Below are 17,575 nucleotides of genomic sequence, written 5' to 3'. Positions count from 1 at the left end.
GCTCTGCGCCTCCTCCTCCGGGACGGTCCGCGCGGGGGCCAGGAGCGTCCTGAGACCGCCCGTGCGAGGCCGAGCCGTCATGCCGTCAGTTCCGTGGTCCGCAGGACCTCGGCCGTACCGAGGAAGTTCGCCGTCCAGGGGCGTCCGCCGAGCACGTAGCCGAGCGTCGCGGCGTGCATCGCCTCGACGGGTGCGATCGTGGCGGCGGCGGTGACGGCCGGTCCGACGCCCGCCAGGCTGCCGGCGGCGGCCGTGTGGGTCTGCGCCGCCTGGTACTCCAGCCCCTGCACCGCGGACACGATCTCGTCCACGCTCGACGCCGTCCCGATCCTGTCCAGCACGCGTGCGTGGCCCGCGAGCGGGACCCCGGTGACGACCGGCTTGCGGGCCTCGCGCAGGATCGCGTTCCAGGTCGCGGCGTGCTGGGTGTGGTGGGCCGCCGCGGTCCGCACGAACGCGGCGAGCGCGGGGACCGCCGGGCCGAACCTCCCGCCGCGCAGCACCGCGTCGACCGCCCGGTAGGCACTCACCGCCTGGTTCTCCAGCGCGGCGGCCAGGGCAACGGTCCGCAGGTCGCCGGAGTACGGCGACGCCGCGTGCCGGCCACTGCCGCCGCCGCCCCGCACCGCGAGGGCCGCTCCGACCCCTACCGCCCCCAGGACGGCACCCCCGGCCCCCAGGAGCAGCATCCGACGCGACGGCATTTTCTTCCCGTCCACCGCGTCTTCCGAGCCGACCGCCCCTTCCTCCGCGACCGGTGTCTCGTCCTCCGGTGCCGGTGCCTCTCCCTCCCCCTCCCGGTCGGGGGGAGGCGCGCCGTGTGCGTCGGGTGCGTGGTCGGTGTCGGTCATCGCACCGCTCCTTCGTTGATCGCGGACGCGGACGCGGTGGGGTAGACGGCGTGCGGTACGCCGGCCGTGGCGGCCGCCGCCGGGACCGCTCGCGCGGTGGCCCCCCGCGGGTGCGCCGCCGTGGCGCCGTCGTCCGGAAGCGTCCGCAGGATCAGCAGCTCCGCACCGTGCTGCGCCTCGACCGAGGCGACGTTCACGAACAGCGAGCGCAGGCCGCCGTGCTCGGCCAGGCTCGCGTACCGGGTACAGGTCCCCGCGTTGTTGCCTTCGAGCTCGGTGAGCAGGCTCACCAGCGAGTCCGGGTCGGTCATGGCGGCCAGCCGACTGCTCACCGTCGCGGCGTACAGGGGGTCCGCCGCATGCTGCGGCGCCCCGCCCGCCCTGACCACGGCCTGGTTGAACGCCTGCGCATGCGCGAGGTGGTGAGCCCGGTTGCGGGCCACCAGGGCCCGCAACCGAGCGTTCCCCCGCACCACGAAGGGCAGGCCCGCCGCGGTCGTGTACGACTGGACGGCGAGGTTCTCCAGGGACGCGGCGGTCTGCAGCACCAGCACGGCCAGCGGGGGCTGCGACCCGCGCGACGCCCCGGTCACTGGGAGCCCCCACCGGTCGCTCCGCCGCCGGCAGGCGGCGGCGGTGGGGCGGCCTGGGTCCTGATTGACTCCGTGTAGGTGGCCGTGACCGTGTTGTCGCTGTCGCGGGGATCGGTGGAGGTGACCCTCACGGTGAAGGTCGCCGTCCCGTCGGTGAGATCGTCGATCTCACCGCTCATCGTCCCGGTGGCGGGATCGACGTGGTCGCAGTCGGAGCCGGATGCGCCGCACACCGCGGGGCTGACCTCGTACGTGTACGTGCCGGCGCCGTAGCCGCCGGCCGGGCCGGTGACGGTCACGCCGAAGGCGGTCAGCGGGGTACCGCCGGTCTGGGTGTGCGCGCTCCTGTCGAACTGCACGGTGAGCGCGGGCACGGCGGCCTTCACGTGCACCGTCGTGGTCACGGACTCGCCCAGGGCGTCCTTGACCGTCACCTGCCCGGTGTAGTCGTTCGCGTCACAGGTGACCGTGACGGTCCCGGTGGGCGGCCCGTCCGTGGAGGTGGGGTTCGCGCACGTCCCGTCCGGGGTTCCGGTGACCTCGCCCGTGGACGGGTCGATCGACATCCAGCCCGATCCCGGGCCGGGGGTCAGGGTGAACCTGTAGGGCGCCAGACCGGCGGCCGGCTGCACCGTCCGGCCCTGGAAACGCGTCCCTACCGTACCGGTCCACGGGTCCGGGCTCTGCACGGTCAGGGGGTTGACGACGGTGAGCGAGATGCTGGTCTTCGCGGTCACCGTGTAGTCCGTGGTGTCGCTCACCGTGACCGTGAACTGGTACGTCCCGGCGCTCGCCGGCGGCCGCACGGTGCCGCTGACCGCTCCGGTGGCGGGGTCGAGCGCGAGGCCGTCCGGCAGCGCCCCCTCGGTCACCGACCAGCTCTGCTTGCCGGAGCCGCCGACCACGTTGGTCGGCGCGAATCCCTTGTACGGGAATCCCAGGGCGGCCTGCGGAATCGTCGAGGGCTCCTGGAAGCCCAGCGGCAGCACGACCGTCAGCGACAGACCCGTCCTGGTGTCCGTCTGCGGCGTGGGACCCGAGTCGGTCACGGTGACGTCGAGCGTGACGCCGCCGGTCGACTCCGGGGTGCCGCTGATGACCCCGGTGACGGGGTCCAGGCTCAGGCCGTCGGGGAGCGGAGTGTCCTTGGACAGGGCCCAGGTGTACGGGGCCGTGCCGCCGACCGCCTTGAGGGTCTGCGAGTACGGCTTCCCGGTCAGCGCGTGGGGCAGCGGTGAGGTCGTGACGATGCCCAGCGAGGCCACCACCGTCAGCGTCAGGGTCTTGGTGGTGGTCAGCGGGGGCTTGCTCGAATCCGTCGCCTGCACGCTGAACGGGAAGCTGCCCGTCGCCTGCGGCCGCCCGGTGATCGAGCCGTCCGAGCCGAGCTTGAGGTCGTCCGGCAGCGTGCCCATCAGCGTCCACACGTACGGCCCGGTACCGCCCGCCGCGGTCAGCTGCGCCTTGTAGTCCTTGCCGAACGTCCCCTGGGGCAGGCTGGACGTCGTGGCGGCGAACCCGGTCACCACCTCCAGGGTGAACGTCTGCGCCTTGGTGTGGGCGGGCATCGCCGAGTCGGTGACGTACACGGTGAAGGTCGAGGAGCCGGCCGCCTGCGGCGTTCCGCCGAGCACCCCGGTCTTCGGGTTGAGCGTCAGCCCGTCGGGCAGCGAACGGGGCGGACGGGACAGCGACCACCGGTACGGTTCGACGCCGCCGGAGGCGCTCAGCGGCTGCGCGTACGACGTCTTGGTGACCCCGTCGGGCAGGGACAGGGTGCTGATTCCCAACGGGTTGGAGACCGTCAGGGACAGCTGCTGGGTGGCCGACTGGCTCGGCGCGGCCGCATCCGTGACCTGGACGGTGATGTCGAAGACCCCGGCCGTGGTCGGGGTGCCGGTGATCGCGCCGGAGGCCGCGTCGAGGCGCAGCCCGCCGGGGAGCGCCCCCTTGCCCGGGGCGAGCGACCACCGGTAGGGGGCGGTGCCGCCGATCGCCTCCAGTGTCTGCGAGTACGCGCTGCCCGTGGTCCCTCCGGGCAGCGTGGAGCTGTTCACGGCCAGCGAGTTGCGGACCGTCACCTTGAACTTTCTGGTGGCGGACTGGGCGGGCGGCCCGGCATCCGTCACCCGCAGGGTGAACTCGCTCGTCCCGGCCCCGGCCGGGGTGCCGCTGACCGCCCCCGTCTGGGGCGAGAGCGTGAGCCCCGCCGGGAGCGTCCCGGACGCGACCGACCAGGTGTACGAGCCGGTGCCGCCGGTGGCGCCGACGGACTCGGAGTAGGCCTTGCCGCGCGCCGCCTGGGACAGCGAGGTCGTGGTGACCGACACCGGGCCCACCACGTTGACCGTCACCGAACCGGTCAGGACCGCCGGGGCCGCGGGGCTCGGACTCGACCCGTCCGCCGTCGCGGCGGGCGTCGCACCGGCGGCGGACGGGGACGCCGTGGTGCCGGGAGCGCCGGGGGAGGGGGTACCGGAGGCGGGGGACGCCGTGCCGGTGGCGCCGGTCGCGGTGATGATCGCCGTACCCGGGTGGTGCGCGGTCACCACCCCGCTCTGCGAGACCGTGGCGACATGCGGGGCCGAGGAGGTCCACACGAGCTTGGGGTGCGTGCCGGTGCCGCCGGAGAAGCTGCCGGTCGCCGGGACGGTCGCCCCCGTGACCACGGTCGGCGAGGCCAGCTTGACGGTCAGTCCGGTCGGCGGCGCGGGTGCGGCGGCCTTGCTGGGCTTGGCGGGCTTGGCGCTCGCCATGGCCTTGGCCGCGGCCGACTTCGCGGCGCCGGCCGCGTCCTGCGCGTCCGCTGCCGCCGACGCGGCGGAGTGCGCGACGGGCTGGAGCACGGTCAGCCACAGCGCCAGCAGCAGGCCGCACGCCACCACCGTGATCCCGAGCACCGGCAGCAGCCATTCGGGCAGCGTCTGCTTCTCCAGCATCACGCCCTCGGCCCGCGCGGCCTCGCCCCGCTCCGGCAACGCGGCGACCTCGAACGGCAGCGTGCGGTTGGGCCCCTTGAGGAACGTCTTGCGCGGCACGCTCTTCAGGCGGACGAAGGTCGCCGTGCCCGGCGCGGCGACGAACAGGGCGGGCTTCGTCCGGAAGCCCAGCCTGGCCTCCGGGTCGACCGCCTCGACCCGTACCTGCTCGGGCCGGTTGCCGCGGTTCTCGACGACGAGCCGGAACCGCGCCGAACGCCGCCCCGTGGCGCTCTTGGGCACCAACCGCACGCCCAGGTCGCCGAATTCACCGACCCTGACGGTGCCCTCTTCGATGCACGAGCCCGCGGAGTCCTCGGTCGACATCGCGCGCAGCCCGAACCGGACCTCGCCCGGTGCCTGGGAGGCCGTGCGCGGCGGGCGGAAGCGGACGCGGACCTGTTCGACCCCGCCCGGCAGGAGGTTGGCCTGCGCGGGTTCGACATCGGCCCACTCGGCGGCCTCGCCGAGCACGTCGAGCAGGATCCGGTCGACCACCATCCCCGTGTTCTCCACGCGCAGGACGCACACGGCCTCCTCACCCGGTACGACCTCGACCGCGTCGTTGCCGTCCTCGAAGACGACGGAAACTCCCATCGGCCCGGTCCCCCTCTCCTCGTTCCTCGTCACACGGTCCTCGGAAATCGCGCTGCCGACCGTTTCCTCGACCCCGGGCCGTTCGGAGGAGCGCGCGCGTCAGCACGGCACGCGGCGCGAAGGCGCGAAGGCGCGCTGCGTCCCGGCGTGCCGGAACAGCCTGGCAGCGGGCAGGGCCCGGCGCCTGCGCGAACGTGCAGCAAAAAGCGCAGCCGGGGCGGGGGCGGCCCCTGCTCGCGGGAGTGCCGTCCTGCCGCTCTCCGCGCCACCGGGTGCGCGATTAGGCACCGCCTAGGAGCTTCCCTAGTCGACACCCGCAGGCGGGGTGTGGTCATTTTGTGAAGAGGCCGCACACGTAGCGCGCACTTCACGGCGACCCAGGTTCCGGGAGTGGCACCAGACCCGGCCGCACCGGCCGGCGTATCCGCCTCGGCCGGCCATCGGACCCTGGGAGGTCGTTTTGGAACGTCGGATACCGGTGTCGATCCACGCGGACGACCCCATCACGCGGGCCGGGCTGACGACCGAGCTGCGCCAGCGCGTCGAGGTGGAGCTCGTCGACCTGTTACCCGCGGGCGGACCGGCCCGGGTGGTGGTGTTCGCGCTCGACGTGCTGACGGCGTCGGCCCTCGAAGCGATCAGGGCGGCGCGCTCGCGCGACGGGGCGCAGGTCGTGCTGGTCCTCTCCACCCTGTCGGACGACGACCTGCTGAAGGTCGTCGAGTCGGGGGTCCACGCCGTGCTGTGGCGGTGGGAGGCCACCGCCACCTCGCTCACCGAGGCGGTGATCAGGGCCGCTTCGGGCACCGCGGCCCTGCCCGCCGATCTGCTGACCCGGCTGCTCAAGCAGGTGGGGCGGCTGCAGCAGCACGTGCTGCGCCCACAGGGCCTGAGCCTGACCGGGCTCTCCGACCGCGAACGCCGGGTGCTGCGGCTGGCGGCCGACGGCTTCGGCACCGACGAGATCGCGGGCGAGCTCGCCTACTCGAAACGCACCGTGGCCAGCGTGCTGCATGACGTCACGGTCCGCTACCAGCTCCGCAACCGCACCCACGCGGTCGCGTTCGCCATCCGCGAGGGCCTGATCTGAGCAGCTGCCCGGCGACCGCGCCCGGGGCCCTCGCCGCGTTCAGTGCCGCGGTCGAGCGGTCGGCCCCGCGGCCCGGCCCGCGTCCCGCCCCGGCTCGTGCCCCCTCTCGGTGCCGTCGTCGGTCAGCGCGGCGAGTTCGGCGCGGAGTTGGCGGCGTGAGCCGATGCCCAGCTTGGCGAAGACGTTGCCCAGGTGGTACTCGATCGTCTTGGCGCTCACGAACAGGGCGCGTGCGATCTGCTGGTTCGTCAGGCCCTGTGCGGCGAGCTGTGCGATGCGGCGCTCCTGCTGCGTCAATGAGACGGGCCGGCGGCCGACCGCTTCGGCGCCCCCCTCCACGCCGTCGGTTCCGGCCCCGGGGATGTGCGCACCGGTCTCCCGCAGCTGCCCGAGGCACCGTTCCGCGAACGGGCGCGCACCGAGACGGACGTAGCGTCCGTGCGCGGAGAGCAGCCACTTGATGGCAGACCTCCGCCGGCGTGCGCCCAGCAGCAGCCTGCCGTAGTCGTGTTCGAGCTGGGCGAGGCCGAACGGGGAGTCCTCGGCCACCGGCTGCTCGACCGCGGCGGCCAGCCGGTCGGTCGCGGCGGCCAGGTCGCCCTCGGCGGCGGCGAGCTTGGCCTCGAGCCTCGCGGTGACCGCCGTCGGGCGGGCGCCGTGCTCGACGGCGGTGCGCAACGGGGCGAGGGCGGTGCGCGCCGTGGCGAGCCGGCCGGTGTCGATCAGCGCCTCCACGTACATGGGGCGCCATAACACCTGCTCGGTCGAGAACAGCCCCGGCTGGGCCGTCACGGGGGCCAGCGCCGCCAGCACGCGGCCGGGCTCCCCGCGTACCTGGGCCAGCGTCGCCGCGGCCACCGCCGGGAAGACCCCGTAGCGGGCCGGACCCAGGATGCGCTGGTCCCGCACCAGGGAGTCCACCAGCTCGGCGGCCACCTCCCAGTCGCCGCGCAGCGCACTGATACTCGCCGTGAGCGCGGCGGCCGGGACGGCGTAGCGCCGGTCGTGGCGGGCTTCGGCCACCCGCACGCCCTCCTGCGCGTCGCGCAACGCCGCCTCCCAGTCGCCGAGTTGGAACTGGGCGAAGCCGAGCAGGGCGTACGACAGCGGAAGCACCGGCCCGACCGGGCCGTCGTGCGAGCGCAGCACCCACTGCAGGTCCGCCATGGCCTGGCCGGGCCTGCCGCTCTGCAGCAGCCACATGCCGCGCGCCCACCGCAGGACTCCGTGTCCTGGCCGCTCGGCGTCCGGCGCGCCGAGCTCGGGTGCGAGCGACTCCAGCCGGTGCAGCGAAGCGTCGGCCGAGCGGTGGATCCGGCCGTGCGCGTCCGCCGCGAACCACACCGCCCATTCCCTGGCCTCCTCCGGGAGGCCGTCCTGCGCCAGCAGGGACAGCGCGACCCGCTGCTCGGCCTCGTGGTCCCCGGCGTCCGCGTGCAGGGTCGCGGCCGCGAGTTCCACGGCCGCGCGCTCCGCGAGGGAGCGGTCCTCGACGAGCCTCCTGGCCTGGTCGAACAGCGACTGCGCGGCCTCGAACCGCGCCTCGCGCCCGGCGAGATGACCGAGGAACAGGTTGCGCTCCACGCTGGGTTCCAGGAGGGCGAGCCGTTGCCCGAGGGCCGCCGCCCATCCGGCGGTCTGCGTCTGCAGGCCCCAGAGGGCCGCGATGAGCAGTCTTCGTTCCTGCTCGTCCCTGTCCACCGAGACGTCGGCGGACCACAGGAGGAGGGTGCCGGCCCGTTCCGTGTCCCCGGCCTGGTGGTAGCGCGTCGCCTCGTCCTCAAGCCGCGCGGCGAGTTCGGGATCGCTGCGGCCGGCGCCGAGCATGGCGTGCTGGAGTCCGTGGACGCCGCTGACCTGCTCGGCCGAGGCGAGGTGCATCGCCCGGCGCAGGGAGGCGGGCAGGTTCCAGTACACGGCGGCGCACAAGGACGGCGAGCTGATGCCGACCGGTTGGGCGAGGCCGCGCGGGAACCAGGTGACGAACCCGGCCTCGATCAGGTCGTCCAGCGCGGCGCTGGGGTCGGCCACGTCCGCGATGACGGCGAGGATCGGCAGCGGGGTCTCCTGGTCCACCACGGCCATCGCCGCCAGCAGGCGCAGACTCGGCTCGGGCAGCGCGTCGAGCAGGCGCGCGATGTCGTGGTGAAGCGCCTCGGCTTCGAGCGCGGGTTCCGGCGCCGCGCCGAGACCGTCCGCCGTTGCCGTTGCCGTTGCCGTGGCCGTGGGCTGCGGTGTGGGGGAGAGTGCACTCATGCGATGGCCGGCTTTCCGGTGCCCATCAGCAGAACGTGCATGACGACATCGTCCTTTCGTGCGTGCTCATGACAACACGGAATCTTGTCATGGCCGCGCCCCCGTCGGGTGGGGTCGAGTGACGCGGGCTGGGAAAGGCTAACTCCGGCGTCGTAAGGGACAGATCAACAGGACGCCCCGCCCGTCCGGCGCCCGCCGCCGCACCGAAAGGGCTGAGTGACGGGACTCGAACCGGTTCCGTATCCGAGGTCGCAACCGTGAGCGCCGTCGCGTCGTCGCGCCGGGTGTTTGGTCTCGGTGTCCCGCGGTCAAGGCGTTTGCCCCGACCTGAGTCGGCCATAACGTGATAGCGGGGCGCGAATCCAGGGGGCATGTGGTGGATCCGGTATCGATAGGCCTGTTGGCGGCGTTGGCGGGCGGGGCGGGCGGGGAGATCGGCAGGCAGTCGTGGGCGGGGCTCAGCGCGCTCGTACGCCGGCCCTTGCGCCACCAGGACAACGGGCAAGACGGCGCGGTCAGTTCCGGAGAAACGGAGTTGGCGGGGCTGGCGCGGGCACCTGGTGACGCGGCCCGCGCCCAGGCGCTGAGCACAGCGCTCGCGGTGAGGGCAGCGCTGGATCCGGACTTCAGGACCGACCTGCGGAGGTGGCACGAGGAGGCGCAGCGGGTGCACACCGGGGGCGAGGTCCACAACGAGATCAGCGGTGGCACCTTCCACGGTCCCGTCCAGCAGGGCAGGGATTTCTCCGGCCTCGCCCTCACCTCGCCCCCACCCGCGCCGGGGCCGCGCACGCCGGGGCCGCGGAGCTGATCGGAATGCCCGACGGATCCGGACGGCGCGGGGCAGAGCAAGCGGTGCACAACGAGATCGGCGGCGGAGTCTTCTTCCATGAGGTGATCCAGGGCCAGGTCGTCAACGTCCACCTCCCGGAGAGGGTCGTTCCTGCACTGTCCGGGATGCCGCCTGCCTCATCCACCTTCACCGGCCGAGAGGACGAGGTCGCCGACCTTCTTCAGGTCTTGGACCCCGGCGCCCGCCGGCAGCGGGTACTCGTCACCGCGGTGGTCGGCCTGGCGGGCATCGGCAAGACGGAACTCGTCGTGCAGGCTGCCACGCGGGCGGTGCGGGCCGACGGGTGGTTTCCCGGCGGGGTGCTGTTCGTCGACATGTTCGGGTACGACCCGGAACGCCGGCTCCCGCCCGAGCGAGCCCTCGACGGACTGTTACGGGCCTTGGGGATCCCGAGCGAGCACATTCCCCCGGACCTGCAGGACCGCTCTCGCCTCTACCGCAGCGCGCTCGCCGCTTTCGCAGCGGCGGGACGCCGGGTCCTGACGGTCATCGACAATGTGTCCACCGCCGAGCAGGTCCGCCCCCTGTTGCCCTCCGACGGCATCACCGCATGCCTGATCACGTCCCGCCACACCCTCGACCTCGATGCACGCCTCCATGACCTCGGCGTCCTCGACGAGCACGCCTCTGTCGAACTACTCGGCCAGGCCCTCCAGCACGCGCGCGGTGCCGACGACACCCGTGTGCAGGACGCGCCCGAGGATGCCGCCGCGGTCGCCGCGTTGTGCGCCGGTCTGCCGCTGGCCCTGCGCATCGCCACCGCGCTGCTCGCGGACAGCCCCGCCCGGCCCGTCTCCTCCCTTCGCCAGGCCCTGGAGGCAGCCCACACGCGCCTGCAACGCCTGCGGCACGAGGACCGTGCCGTACGCGCCGCATTCGACCTGTCCTACCAACGCCTCGACCGTGACCACGCCCTTCTCCTGCGTCTGCTGCCGCTCAACCCGGGGCCCGACATCTCCACAGAGGCCACAGCCCAACTGGCGCGGGCTGACCACGTCACGACGGAGGAGCTCCTCCAGCACCTCGCCCGCGCCCATCTGATCGAACCCGGAAACACGTGGGGTCGCTGGCGCCTGCACGACCTGGTCCGGCTCTACGCCGACGAACTCGGGCGCGCCGATGGCGACGACGCCCGGGACGCGGCGGTGACCCGCCTCCGCGGCCACTACCAGAACACGGCGGCGGCCGCCGACTCGCACCTGGACACCGATGGCCGCGGCTCGCCGCGTTTCACCGACTCGACCCAGGCACTGGCCTGGTTGGACGCCGAACACCGCAACCTTGTCGCCATTGCCACCGACGCCCGCAGCGCCGACGATCCACTCCTCGCCATCGGACTTGCGCTCAGCCTCGCCCGCTTCCTCGACCGGCGCCGCTACTTCGACGACTGGATCGGTGTCACGTGCTCTGCGCTGAAGCACGTGACACGGATCCAGCAGTTCATCGAGAACCGTGCCCGCAGCGCCGATCAGACGTCCGGTCACGAAGCCGGTGCCATGCGTCCCGACGGTTTCGAGCACGCCCGGTCAGTTGTGGAGCTCAACCGGGCAATGCTGCTCGGCAACCTGGCCAACGCGCTGAGTGGAGCCCGACGGTTCGAAGAGGCCATCGAAACCTGCGGGCAGTGCCGGGCCGCTGCCAGACAACTCGGGGACCTGCGGCGTGAAGGCATGGCACTGGACATCCTCGGTACGGCGCTCACGCAGACAGGCCGGTTCGACGAGGCCGTCGACGCCCACACCCGCGCGCTCGAATGCTTCGAGCAAGTGGGCGCACCAGCAGGCCGCATACTCGCCTCCCTGGGAGCGGCACTTGCTCACGCAGGCAGGGCCGAGGAGGCGCTCAACACCCTCCTCCGCGCCGGCGCGGCACTCCAGCAGGCCGGTGACCGCCAAGGCGAAGCCACGGCCCTCGGCCACGTGGGCGGGCTGTTCTCGGATCTAGGGCTGTACGAGCAGGCAGCAGAAGCTCAGCAAGCGGACCTTCAGATCTGCCAGGAAATCGGTGACCGGTACGGCGAGTGCCAGGCCCTCGGCAACCTCGGTCGGTCCCTGACCCTGCTCGGCAGGCCCGAACAGGCAATAGACGCGCATCGGAGAGAGCTGGCCCTCTCGCAGGAGGTCGGCACCCCCTATGACGAAGGGCAAGCCCTCTTCGGCCTCGGGGTCGCGCTGCTGGAGGCCGGCCAGTTCAGCGAAGCCGCGGACATCTACCGAACATGCGTCCCCTTGCTCGAAGAGCACGGCAGCCGCGGCCAGGTGGGCGAGGCACTCAACAACCTTGGTGGAGCCTTGCAGAGCCTGAACAGCTTCGAGCCGGCCATCGACGCACACACCCGGGCCGCCGAGATGCTGCGCGAGGCCGGCAACCAGCGCGAGGAGGGACGGGCTCTGTACAACCTTGCTCGCGCGCTGGCCTGCGCAGGAAGGCAACAGCAGGCCCTCGACGTCTACAGCAGAGCTGCTGCACTCCTGCCCGACGCGGTCTGAGGCGCACGCCCATCCAGCCATCCCCGGGAGGTGTTGGGTTTCCTGCTGAGCACCGAGTACGGCTGGCCTTCCAGCTCCTGGTGGTACGGGCGCAGCGGGGCGGTGGGGCCTTCGGGCTTCGTCGTCTGCCGCCCGTCGGCGTCTCGGGCTGCCTGAGGCCGGCGGGGCGGGCGGCTGGCCGGGAGGCCGAGGGAGCAGAGGGATCGTGCCCGGTGTGAGGGTCAGATTTTGATCACGCGGATGCCTTCGCCGCCGCACAGCAAGTGGAGGTCCTCAGGGTCTGACGTCAGGACGGTCACGGGGGAGGGTGAGGCCAGTGCAGTGGCAGCGACAAGGGCGTCGAGGGCGTACTTGTGGCCGTGGAGGCCGGCCGAGGCGAGGAGTTCGCTGGCGTGGCGGGCGATGGCTTCGGTGGGCGGGACGATGTTCACGCGTGAGACGGCGTAGTCGAAGCGCGCCTGGTTGGTCTTGGGGTCGCGGGCTTCGACGAGGGTGACGGAGCTGGTGGCGACACGGATGTCCTCGGCCTCGGCGGCGGCGAGCCATTCGGTGAGTTCGGGTGTGCGGCGTACGAGTTTGGACAGGCCTTCGCAGTCCAGGACGAGGGTGCCGCTCATGCGGCATCTGCCGGGCTCGCGGTGTCACCGCGCAGGACGGCCCGCTTGGCCTCGACCGCGGCCTGGTCAACGGGGCCGTGTTCGGCTTCTGCGTCTTCGATGAGTTCGCGGAGGCGGTCGCGTTCGAGTTGGCGTTGGATGAGGGCTTCGACGTAGGCGGACATGCCGCGTTTGCCGGTGCGTGCCTTGAGTGCGGCGATGGTGCCTTCGTGGAGCGACACGGAGACCGGGTGTATGGGCCGTCGTTCGGCCATGGCCAGACGACAGAAAGGCCCCGGACCCGCGTTTCCGCAGGCCAGGGGCCTCTCATTCAAGGGTGAGTGACGGGACTCGAACCCGCGACATCCTGGACCACAACCAGGTGCTCTACCAGCTGAGCTACACCCACCACGACCGGCGGTGATTCTGTGGTTTCTCCGACCGGCCGAGAAAAAGTGTACAGGGTCCGAAGGGGTGCTCGCGCACGGCTTTCCGGGAGCGGCCCGCGGGGCTTCCCGGGCGGCTATTCCGCAGGCAGGACGTGCTTGGCCGCGATCGTCCGCGCGGTGTCCGAGTCCGGGCCGGGCTGTGGTACGAAGATGGCCTCGCGGTAGTAGCGCAGTTCGGCGATCGACTCGCGGATGTCGGCGAGGGCGCGGTGGTTGCCGTTCTTCTCGGGGCTGTTGAAGTACGCCCGTGGGTACCAGCGCCGGGCCAGCTCCTTGACGCTGGAGACGTCGACGATCCGGTAGTGCAGGTATCCCTCCAGGGCCGCCATGTCCCGGGCCAGGAAGCCGCGGTCGGTGCCGACGGAGTTGCCGCACAGCGGGGCCTTGCCGGGTTCCTTGACGTGTTCCCGCACGTAGGCCAGGACCTGCTCCTCGGCCTCGGCGAGCGTCGTGCCGCCGGCCAGCTCGTCGAGCAGGCCGGAGGTGGTGTGCATCTGCCGCACCACCTCCGGCATCGTCTCCAGTGCCTTGGCCGGCGGACGGATGACGATGTCCACGCCCTCGCCGAGCACGTTCAGCTCGGAGTCGGTGACCAGTGCGGCCACCTCGATGAGCGCGTCGTCGGACAGCGAGAGGCCGGTCATCTCGCAGTCGATCCACACCATGCGATCGTTCATGCGACCACCCTAAAGCTGAGGTCGGCGTTTGGGTGCCCCTGGTACCCAGCCGACGCCCGCAGGGGCTGTCGCCCCCGCACCCCCCCATCATCGGCCTACGGCCTCGTCCTCAAACGCCGGACGGGCTGAGTGGGGGCTGGGCCGCGTCGTCCTCAAGCGCCGGACGGGCTGAGTGGTGGAGAGAGGCCTCGTCCTCAGGTGCTGGACGGGCTGGGTAGCGGGTGAGGGGCGTCGTCCTCCGACGGTGGGCGGGCTGGGTGGGGTGCCTCAGCCCGCGTCGTCCTCAAGCGCCGGACGAAGTGGGTGGGGGGCTTTGGGCTCGCTTCCCTGTCCGCGTGGGTCGGGTGGTGGGTGGGCGAGGGGTGTGGGCGGCGTACCCGGCGTGGACGCGATGTACGCGGCCCACCCGACGTGGTCGGGTGGGCCGGGGTGGTGATCAGCTGCCGGTGCGGGGCCCCGGGAGGCTGGCCGAGAGGCCTACCGTGGCCGTCCTGCGGGTCTGCATCGGGAGCACGCCCTCGGGGTACGGGACCGCGAGCGCGCCCGTCTGCTGCAGCGGGGCCGGTTCCGGGGTGTCAGGGCGGTCGGACTGCGGACGGCGTGCCCGGTAGGCCGCCCGGTACGCCGCCGGGGACGAACCCAGCTGGCGCCGGAAGTGGCCGCGCAGGGCGACGGGGGAGCGGAAGCCGCAGCGGCCCGCCACCTCGTCCACCGAGTAGTCCGACGTCTCCAGGAGGCGCTGCGCCTGGAGGACCCGTTGCGTGATCAGCCACTGGAGCGGGGCCGACCCGGTCAGGGAGCGGAAGCGTCGGTCGAAGGTCCGCCGCGACATGTACGCGCGCGCGGCCAGCGTCTCCACGTCGAACTGCTCGTGGAGGTGCTCCAGCGCCCAGGCGACGACCTCGGCGAGCGGGTCGGCGCCGATCTCCTCTGGTAAAGACCGATCGAGGTAGCGCTCCTGACCGCCCGAGCGGCGCGGCGGGACCACCAGGCGGCGGGCGAGCGCGCCGGCCGCCTCGTTGCCGTGGTCCGTCCGCACGATGTGGAGACAGAGGTCGATTCCGGCCGCTGTCCCGGCGGAGGTGAGGACGTCGCCGTCGTCCACGAACAGCTCTCGTGGATCGACGTGCACCGACGGATAGCGCTTGGCCAGCGTCGGCGCGTACATCCAGTGGGTGGTGGCCGGGCGGCCGTCCAGCAGGCCTGCGGCGGCCAGCACGAACGCGCCCGTGCACAGCCCCACGATGCGGGCACCCTCTTCATGGGCGCGGCGCAGCGCGTCCAGCGCCTCCTCCGGTGGCGGCGCGGTGATCGAGCGCCAGGCCGGTACGACGACCGTGCCCGCGCGTGAGATCGCCTCCAGGCCATGCGGCGCGGTGAGTTCCAGGCCCCCTGTGGTCCGCAGCGGGCCTTCCTCGCCTCCGCACACCAGCAGTCGGTAGCGCGGTACGCCGGCGTCCTGGCGGTCTATCCCGAACACCGACAGCGGTATGGAACTCTCGAAGATGGGGCCGCCGCTGAACAGCAGCACCGCGACGATCTCCTTGCGGCGTCGCCCGGAGAGTTTCCGGGCCGCGGCTTCCGGCGCGGCAGTGGAGTCGTGGCTCATCCTGCTAAGCCCCCCTTGGTGGTCGCGGCTCCTCGGTTGTGTCGCTCCTGCACGTTTCCCCTTGGTCCTGCACGAGTCCCCCGCCGTAAGACGTCAAGATCGAATCTACTGGGTTCCGCGGTCCCGCGGTGACCAGTTCGACACGCCGCCGATTGTCGACATGACAACTTGGCGTGAAGCATTCGATCACGAAGGGTTGCACTCACGGGCCGTGCAGGGAAGTGCGCCTCGTCGCAGTGGCCAAACCGCGTAGGGTGCGGAGGGTCTCGCAGACCCTTTCCGTGCAGGTCGAACGGGGGTTGGGGGGTGGTCGGCACCCCTCTTGGCCAGGTCCCGGAAGTTGGCTGAAAAGAAGCGTTCCCGTGCGCGGAAACCGGTCAGTCGACCGGTGTACTGCCGCGAGTGTGACGTCCGCCTCCCCGGGGCGCCGCCGGGTGCTTCGCGGCGTGCTCCGAGCGGCGCAGCAGGAAGCGGCAGGCGGCGGTGACGGCGGTGAGGCCGAGGGCGGTGCCGACCGCGTCGGCCGCCGGGGTGCCGGAGCAGAGGAGCACCACGGGGACGAGGACACAGGAGAACGCGGCCCAGCGGACCACGTCGTCGGCGGTAGTGGCAGTGGCAGCGGTGGTGGTGGTGGCAGTGGCAGTGGCAGTGGCGGTGGCAGTGGCAGTGGCAGTGGCGGTGGTTGCCGCGGCCGTGGCGGTGGTAAGGGGGTCTGGGGCGCGGGGGGTGGGGTGCGGACCGGGAAGCCGGTGCGGGCCGGCGGTCTGGTGGGGTGCGGAGGTGGTGGGGTGCGGTCGGGACATGGTCGTCCTCCCTCGTCGTGCTCGCCGTCCCGGGCTCAACGCGTGTTCGAGCGGTCGGTCACCGTGCGTTGAGCTTTCGGTGCTGTCCGAATCGTGTGCAAACCGCCTGTACGGGGCAGCAACCATTGCGTTACGGGCGCGGCTCGTGCATGCTCCCTGGAACCCCTAACCGACTCCGGGGAAGGTCCCCTACGGAGAGTGCGCGGGATCTGGGCTGAGGAGGCGTGCCGCCGTACCCTTGGGGGTATGGGGTTGGGAAGATGTTTCCCGGACACAGCTCCGCCGCACACTGTCGTCCCTCCGACACAAGGATCACAACGCCGAGACAGCCATGGCCGGTCACGAATTCTTCGATCCAGCGGACCGCAAGCGGCCGGTCGCCGATCCTACGGCGGCCGATGCGCTGGCGGCGGAAGAGCCACGCCCTTCCTGCGATCCCGCCTTCAAACACGGGGTGGTCGTCGGCTTCGACGGCTCCACCTCCAGTGAGCGCGCCCTCGCCTACGCGATCGGGATGGCCCATCGCTCCCGTGCGGGGCTGATCATCGTCCATGTCGCCAACCGGCTGCCGACCACCGTGTGGGCCGGCTGCGAACCGCCGGTCTTCGTCGACGTGCCGGACCACCGGACCGAGGTGCTCGGGCTCGAACTCGCCTGCGCGGAGTACCTCGCCGAAGTGCCCTGGATCCTCGTCGAGCGCGGCGGCGACATCTGCCACGAACTCGAAGAGGTGGGCCGGGAGTACGAGGCGGACGCGATCGTCGTGGGGTCGACCCACGGGATCGTCGGCCGGATCTTCGGCTCCGTCGCGGGCCGGCTCGCCAAGCGGGCCAAGCGCCCTGTCGTTGTCATTCCGTAACTCCCCGTTCGCCCAGGTGAGATGCGCCCTGGGAACGGTCCGGCTCTCTTCGTGCGGTGCCTGAAATTCCTGGCACGCGGAGGTGTTTGTGCCCTTGTGAAGGGCATATATCGGTCACCGCGCACAACTGCACAAGGCATGAAGGGAGCCCGCCGTGGACAATGACGTCTCCGCGGGAAGCGGAACCACCACCGTGGCCGGTCGACTCGCCCTGGGAATCACCCTGTTGGCGTTCGGACTCGGCACCACCGGTGTCATCGACAACGTCACCACCTCTGACGCCGTGTCAATCGCCCACTACGTGGGCGGAGTCGCCCTCTTCCTGGTCGGCCTGCTGGCCTTCCGCGACCGTGACGCCGTGAACGGCACGGGCTATGTGACCCTCGGCGCGCTCTGGTTCACCTGGGCCGTGTCGTCCGGCGGCCAGTCCTCGGCCAACGGCGCCGGGCTCTTCCTGCTCCTCTTCGCCCTCGTGGCCCTGTCGTTGACCCTCGCGGGCGGCGAACAGCTCGGACAGGTCATGCACGGGCTGCTGTTCCTGGCGATGCTCGTGCTCGCCGTCGCGCAGTTCGCCGACAGCTCGTCACTGACCAAGGTCGGCGGCTGGGTCGCGGTGGCGGCGGGGGCGGTGGCCTGGTACGCCGCGACGGCCGCGCTCGCGCACTGGCCGACGGCGCTGCCGGGGCGGGCTGCCGGTCGGGGGGTGACGGCCCACGGCTGACAAGGCAGCCGACGCCGGGGAGTTGGGCGGCCCCGGCGATTGATGAGCGGACCTCTGCGTGGCCTTGGCGGCCCACGTGGGGGTCCGCTCGGTCGTCCGGCCCGTGCGGGTCGGTGGGGCTTCTCGCGCAGTTCCCCGCGCCCCTGAAAGAAGG

At 72.1% G+C, this 17,575-nt stretch carries 14 protein-coding genes and 1 tRNA gene; 5 read left to right on the top strand and 10 right to left on the bottom strand.

Annotated features, from left to right (window positions below; all coding sequences use genetic code 11):
* Window positions 1-77: 77 nt before the first annotated feature.
* From AB0M11_RS25170 to AB0M11_RS25160, 3 genes are read right to left on the bottom strand one after another with little or no spacing between them, the layout of a single operon-like run.
* Window positions 78-851 carry a ferritin-like domain-containing protein gene (locus AB0M11_RS25170; RefSeq protein ID WP_365709137.1) on the bottom strand — a complete coding sequence of 258 codons (774 nt, stop codon included), beginning with the start codon at window positions 849-851 and terminating at the stop codon, window positions 78-80.
* A complete protein-coding gene (locus AB0M11_RS25165) occupies window positions 848-1,444 on the bottom strand; it encodes a ferritin-like domain-containing protein (protein ID WP_365709136.1) in 597 nt (198 codons plus the stop codon). The genes AB0M11_RS25170 and AB0M11_RS25165 overlap by 4 nt, the downstream gene beginning before the upstream one ends.
* Window positions 1,441-5,019, bottom strand: coding sequence for a putative Ig domain-containing protein (locus tag AB0M11_RS25160; protein ID WP_365709135.1), 3,579 nt, complete (start codon window positions 5,017-5,019; stop codon window positions 1,441-1,443). Before AB0M11_RS25160 ends, AB0M11_RS25165 begins: the two co-directional genes overlap by 4 nt.
* Window positions 5,020-5,479: 460 nt before the next feature.
* Here AB0M11_RS25160 and AB0M11_RS25155 point away from each other — a divergent pair, with 460 nt between their 5' ends.
* Entirely contained in the window at window positions 5,480-6,109 is a 630-nt protein-coding gene (locus AB0M11_RS25155; protein ID WP_365709134.1) for a LuxR C-terminal-related transcriptional regulator, read from the top strand.
* Window positions 6,110-6,148: 39 nt separating this feature from the next.
* Here the strand turns inward: AB0M11_RS25155 and AB0M11_RS25150 are convergent, their stop codons facing one another.
* Window positions 6,149-8,365, bottom strand: a complete 2,217-nt coding sequence (locus tag AB0M11_RS25150; protein WP_365709133.1) for a LuxR C-terminal-related transcriptional regulator — start codon at window positions 8,363-8,365, stop codon at window positions 6,149-6,151.
* A gap of 376 nt (window positions 8,366-8,741) precedes the next feature.
* On the opposite strand from AB0M11_RS25150, the gene AB0M11_RS25145 reads away from it, so the two are divergent.
* Window positions 8,742-9,176: a hypothetical protein gene (locus tag AB0M11_RS25145; protein ID WP_365709132.1), complete on the top strand. Its 435-nt coding sequence runs from the start codon at window positions 8,742-8,744 to the stop codon at window positions 9,174-9,176.
* 44 nt (window positions 9,177-9,220) lie between these two features.
* A complete protein-coding gene (locus AB0M11_RS25140) occupies window positions 9,221-11,707 on the top strand; it encodes a tetratricopeptide repeat protein (protein ID WP_365709131.1) in 2,487 nt (828 codons plus the stop codon).
* Window positions 11,708-11,928: 221 nt separating this feature from the next.
* On the opposite strand, the gene AB0M11_RS25135 is transcribed toward AB0M11_RS25140, so the two are convergent.
* The 6 genes from AB0M11_RS25135 to AB0M11_RS25110 all read right to left on the bottom strand — a co-directional run bounded on the left by AB0M11_RS25135 (window position 11,929) and on the right by AB0M11_RS25110 (window position 15,631).
* Window positions 11,929-12,324 (bottom strand): PIN domain-containing protein, encoded by a 396-nt coding sequence (locus tag AB0M11_RS25135; protein WP_365709130.1) that lies wholly within the window; start codon window positions 12,322-12,324, stop codon window positions 11,929-11,931.
* A complete protein-coding gene (locus AB0M11_RS25130; protein ID WP_365709129.1) occupies window positions 12,321-12,578 on the bottom strand; it encodes a hypothetical protein in 258 nt (85 codons plus the stop codon). The genes AB0M11_RS25135 and AB0M11_RS25130 overlap by 4 nt, the downstream gene beginning before the upstream one ends.
* Window positions 12,579-12,639: 61 nt before the next feature.
* Window positions 12,640-12,712, bottom strand: a tRNA-His gene (locus tag AB0M11_RS25125).
* 114 nt (window positions 12,713-12,826) lie between these two features.
* Window positions 12,827-13,429, bottom strand: a complete 603-nt coding sequence (gene orn, locus AB0M11_RS25120) for an oligoribonuclease (RefSeq protein ID WP_351497616.1) — start codon at window positions 13,427-13,429, stop codon at window positions 12,827-12,829.
* A gap of 436 nt (window positions 13,430-13,865) precedes the next feature.
* Window positions 13,866-15,038 (bottom strand): helix-turn-helix domain-containing protein, encoded by a 1,173-nt coding sequence (locus AB0M11_RS25115; protein WP_365709127.1) that lies wholly within the window; start codon window positions 15,036-15,038, stop codon window positions 13,866-13,868.
* 377 nt (window positions 15,039-15,415) lie between these two features.
* On the bottom strand, window positions 15,416-15,631 hold the full coding sequence (locus tag AB0M11_RS25110) for a hypothetical protein (protein ID WP_365709199.1): 216 nt from the start codon (window positions 15,629-15,631) through the stop codon (window positions 15,416-15,418).
* Between the two features lie 541 nt (window positions 15,632-16,172).
* On the opposite strand from AB0M11_RS25110, the gene AB0M11_RS25105 reads away from it, so the two are divergent.
* Window positions 16,173-16,700: a universal stress protein gene (locus AB0M11_RS25105; RefSeq protein ID WP_362582990.1), complete on the top strand. Its 528-nt coding sequence runs from the start codon at window positions 16,173-16,175 to the stop codon at window positions 16,698-16,700.
* A gap of 154 nt (window positions 16,701-16,854) precedes the next feature.
* Window positions 16,855-17,421 (top strand): GPR1/FUN34/YaaH family transporter, encoded by a 567-nt coding sequence (locus AB0M11_RS25100; protein WP_365709125.1) that lies wholly within the window; start codon window positions 16,855-16,857, stop codon window positions 17,419-17,421.
* The last annotated feature ends 154 nt before the right edge of the window (window positions 17,422-17,575 follow it).

The sequence above is a fragment of the Streptomyces sp. NPDC051987 genome, assembly GCF_040680735.1.
In the GTDB taxonomy this organism is placed as follows: domain Bacteria; phylum Actinomycetota; class Actinomycetes; order Streptomycetales; family Streptomycetaceae; genus Streptomyces.
This window is presented reverse-complemented; position numbering and strand designations above follow the sequence as displayed.

Excerpts from the sequence above, each read along its gene's own strand:
- AB0M11_RS25130 (WP_365709129.1), bottom strand. The coding sequence starts at position 12,578 with ATGGCCGAACGACGGCCCATACACCCGGTCTCCGTGTCGCTCCACGAA.
- AB0M11_RS25115 (WP_365709127.1), bottom strand. The coding sequence starts at position 15,038 with ATGAGCCACGACTCCACTGCCGCGCCGGAAGCCGCGGCCCGGAAACTC.
- AB0M11_RS25105 (WP_362582990.1), top strand. The coding sequence starts at position 16,173 with ATGGCCGGTCACGAATTCTTCGATCCAGCGGACCGCAAGCGGCCGGTC.
- AB0M11_RS25150 (WP_365709133.1), bottom strand. The coding sequence starts at position 8,365 with ATGAGTGCACTCTCCCCCACACCGCAGCCCACGGCCACGGCAACGGCA.
- AB0M11_RS25135 (WP_365709130.1), bottom strand. The coding sequence starts at position 12,324 with ATGAGCGGCACCCTCGTCCTGGACTGCGAAGGCCTGTCCAAACTCGTA.
- AB0M11_RS25160 (WP_365709135.1), bottom strand. The coding sequence starts at position 5,019 with ATGGGAGTTTCCGTCGTCTTCGAGGACGGCAACGACGCGGTCGAGGTC.
- AB0M11_RS25170 (WP_365709137.1), bottom strand. The coding sequence starts at position 851 with ATGACCGACACCGACCACGCACCCGACGCACACGGCGCGCCTCCCCCC.
- orn (WP_351497616.1), bottom strand. The coding sequence starts at position 13,429 with ATGAACGATCGCATGGTGTGGATCGACTGCGAGATGACCGGCCTCTCG.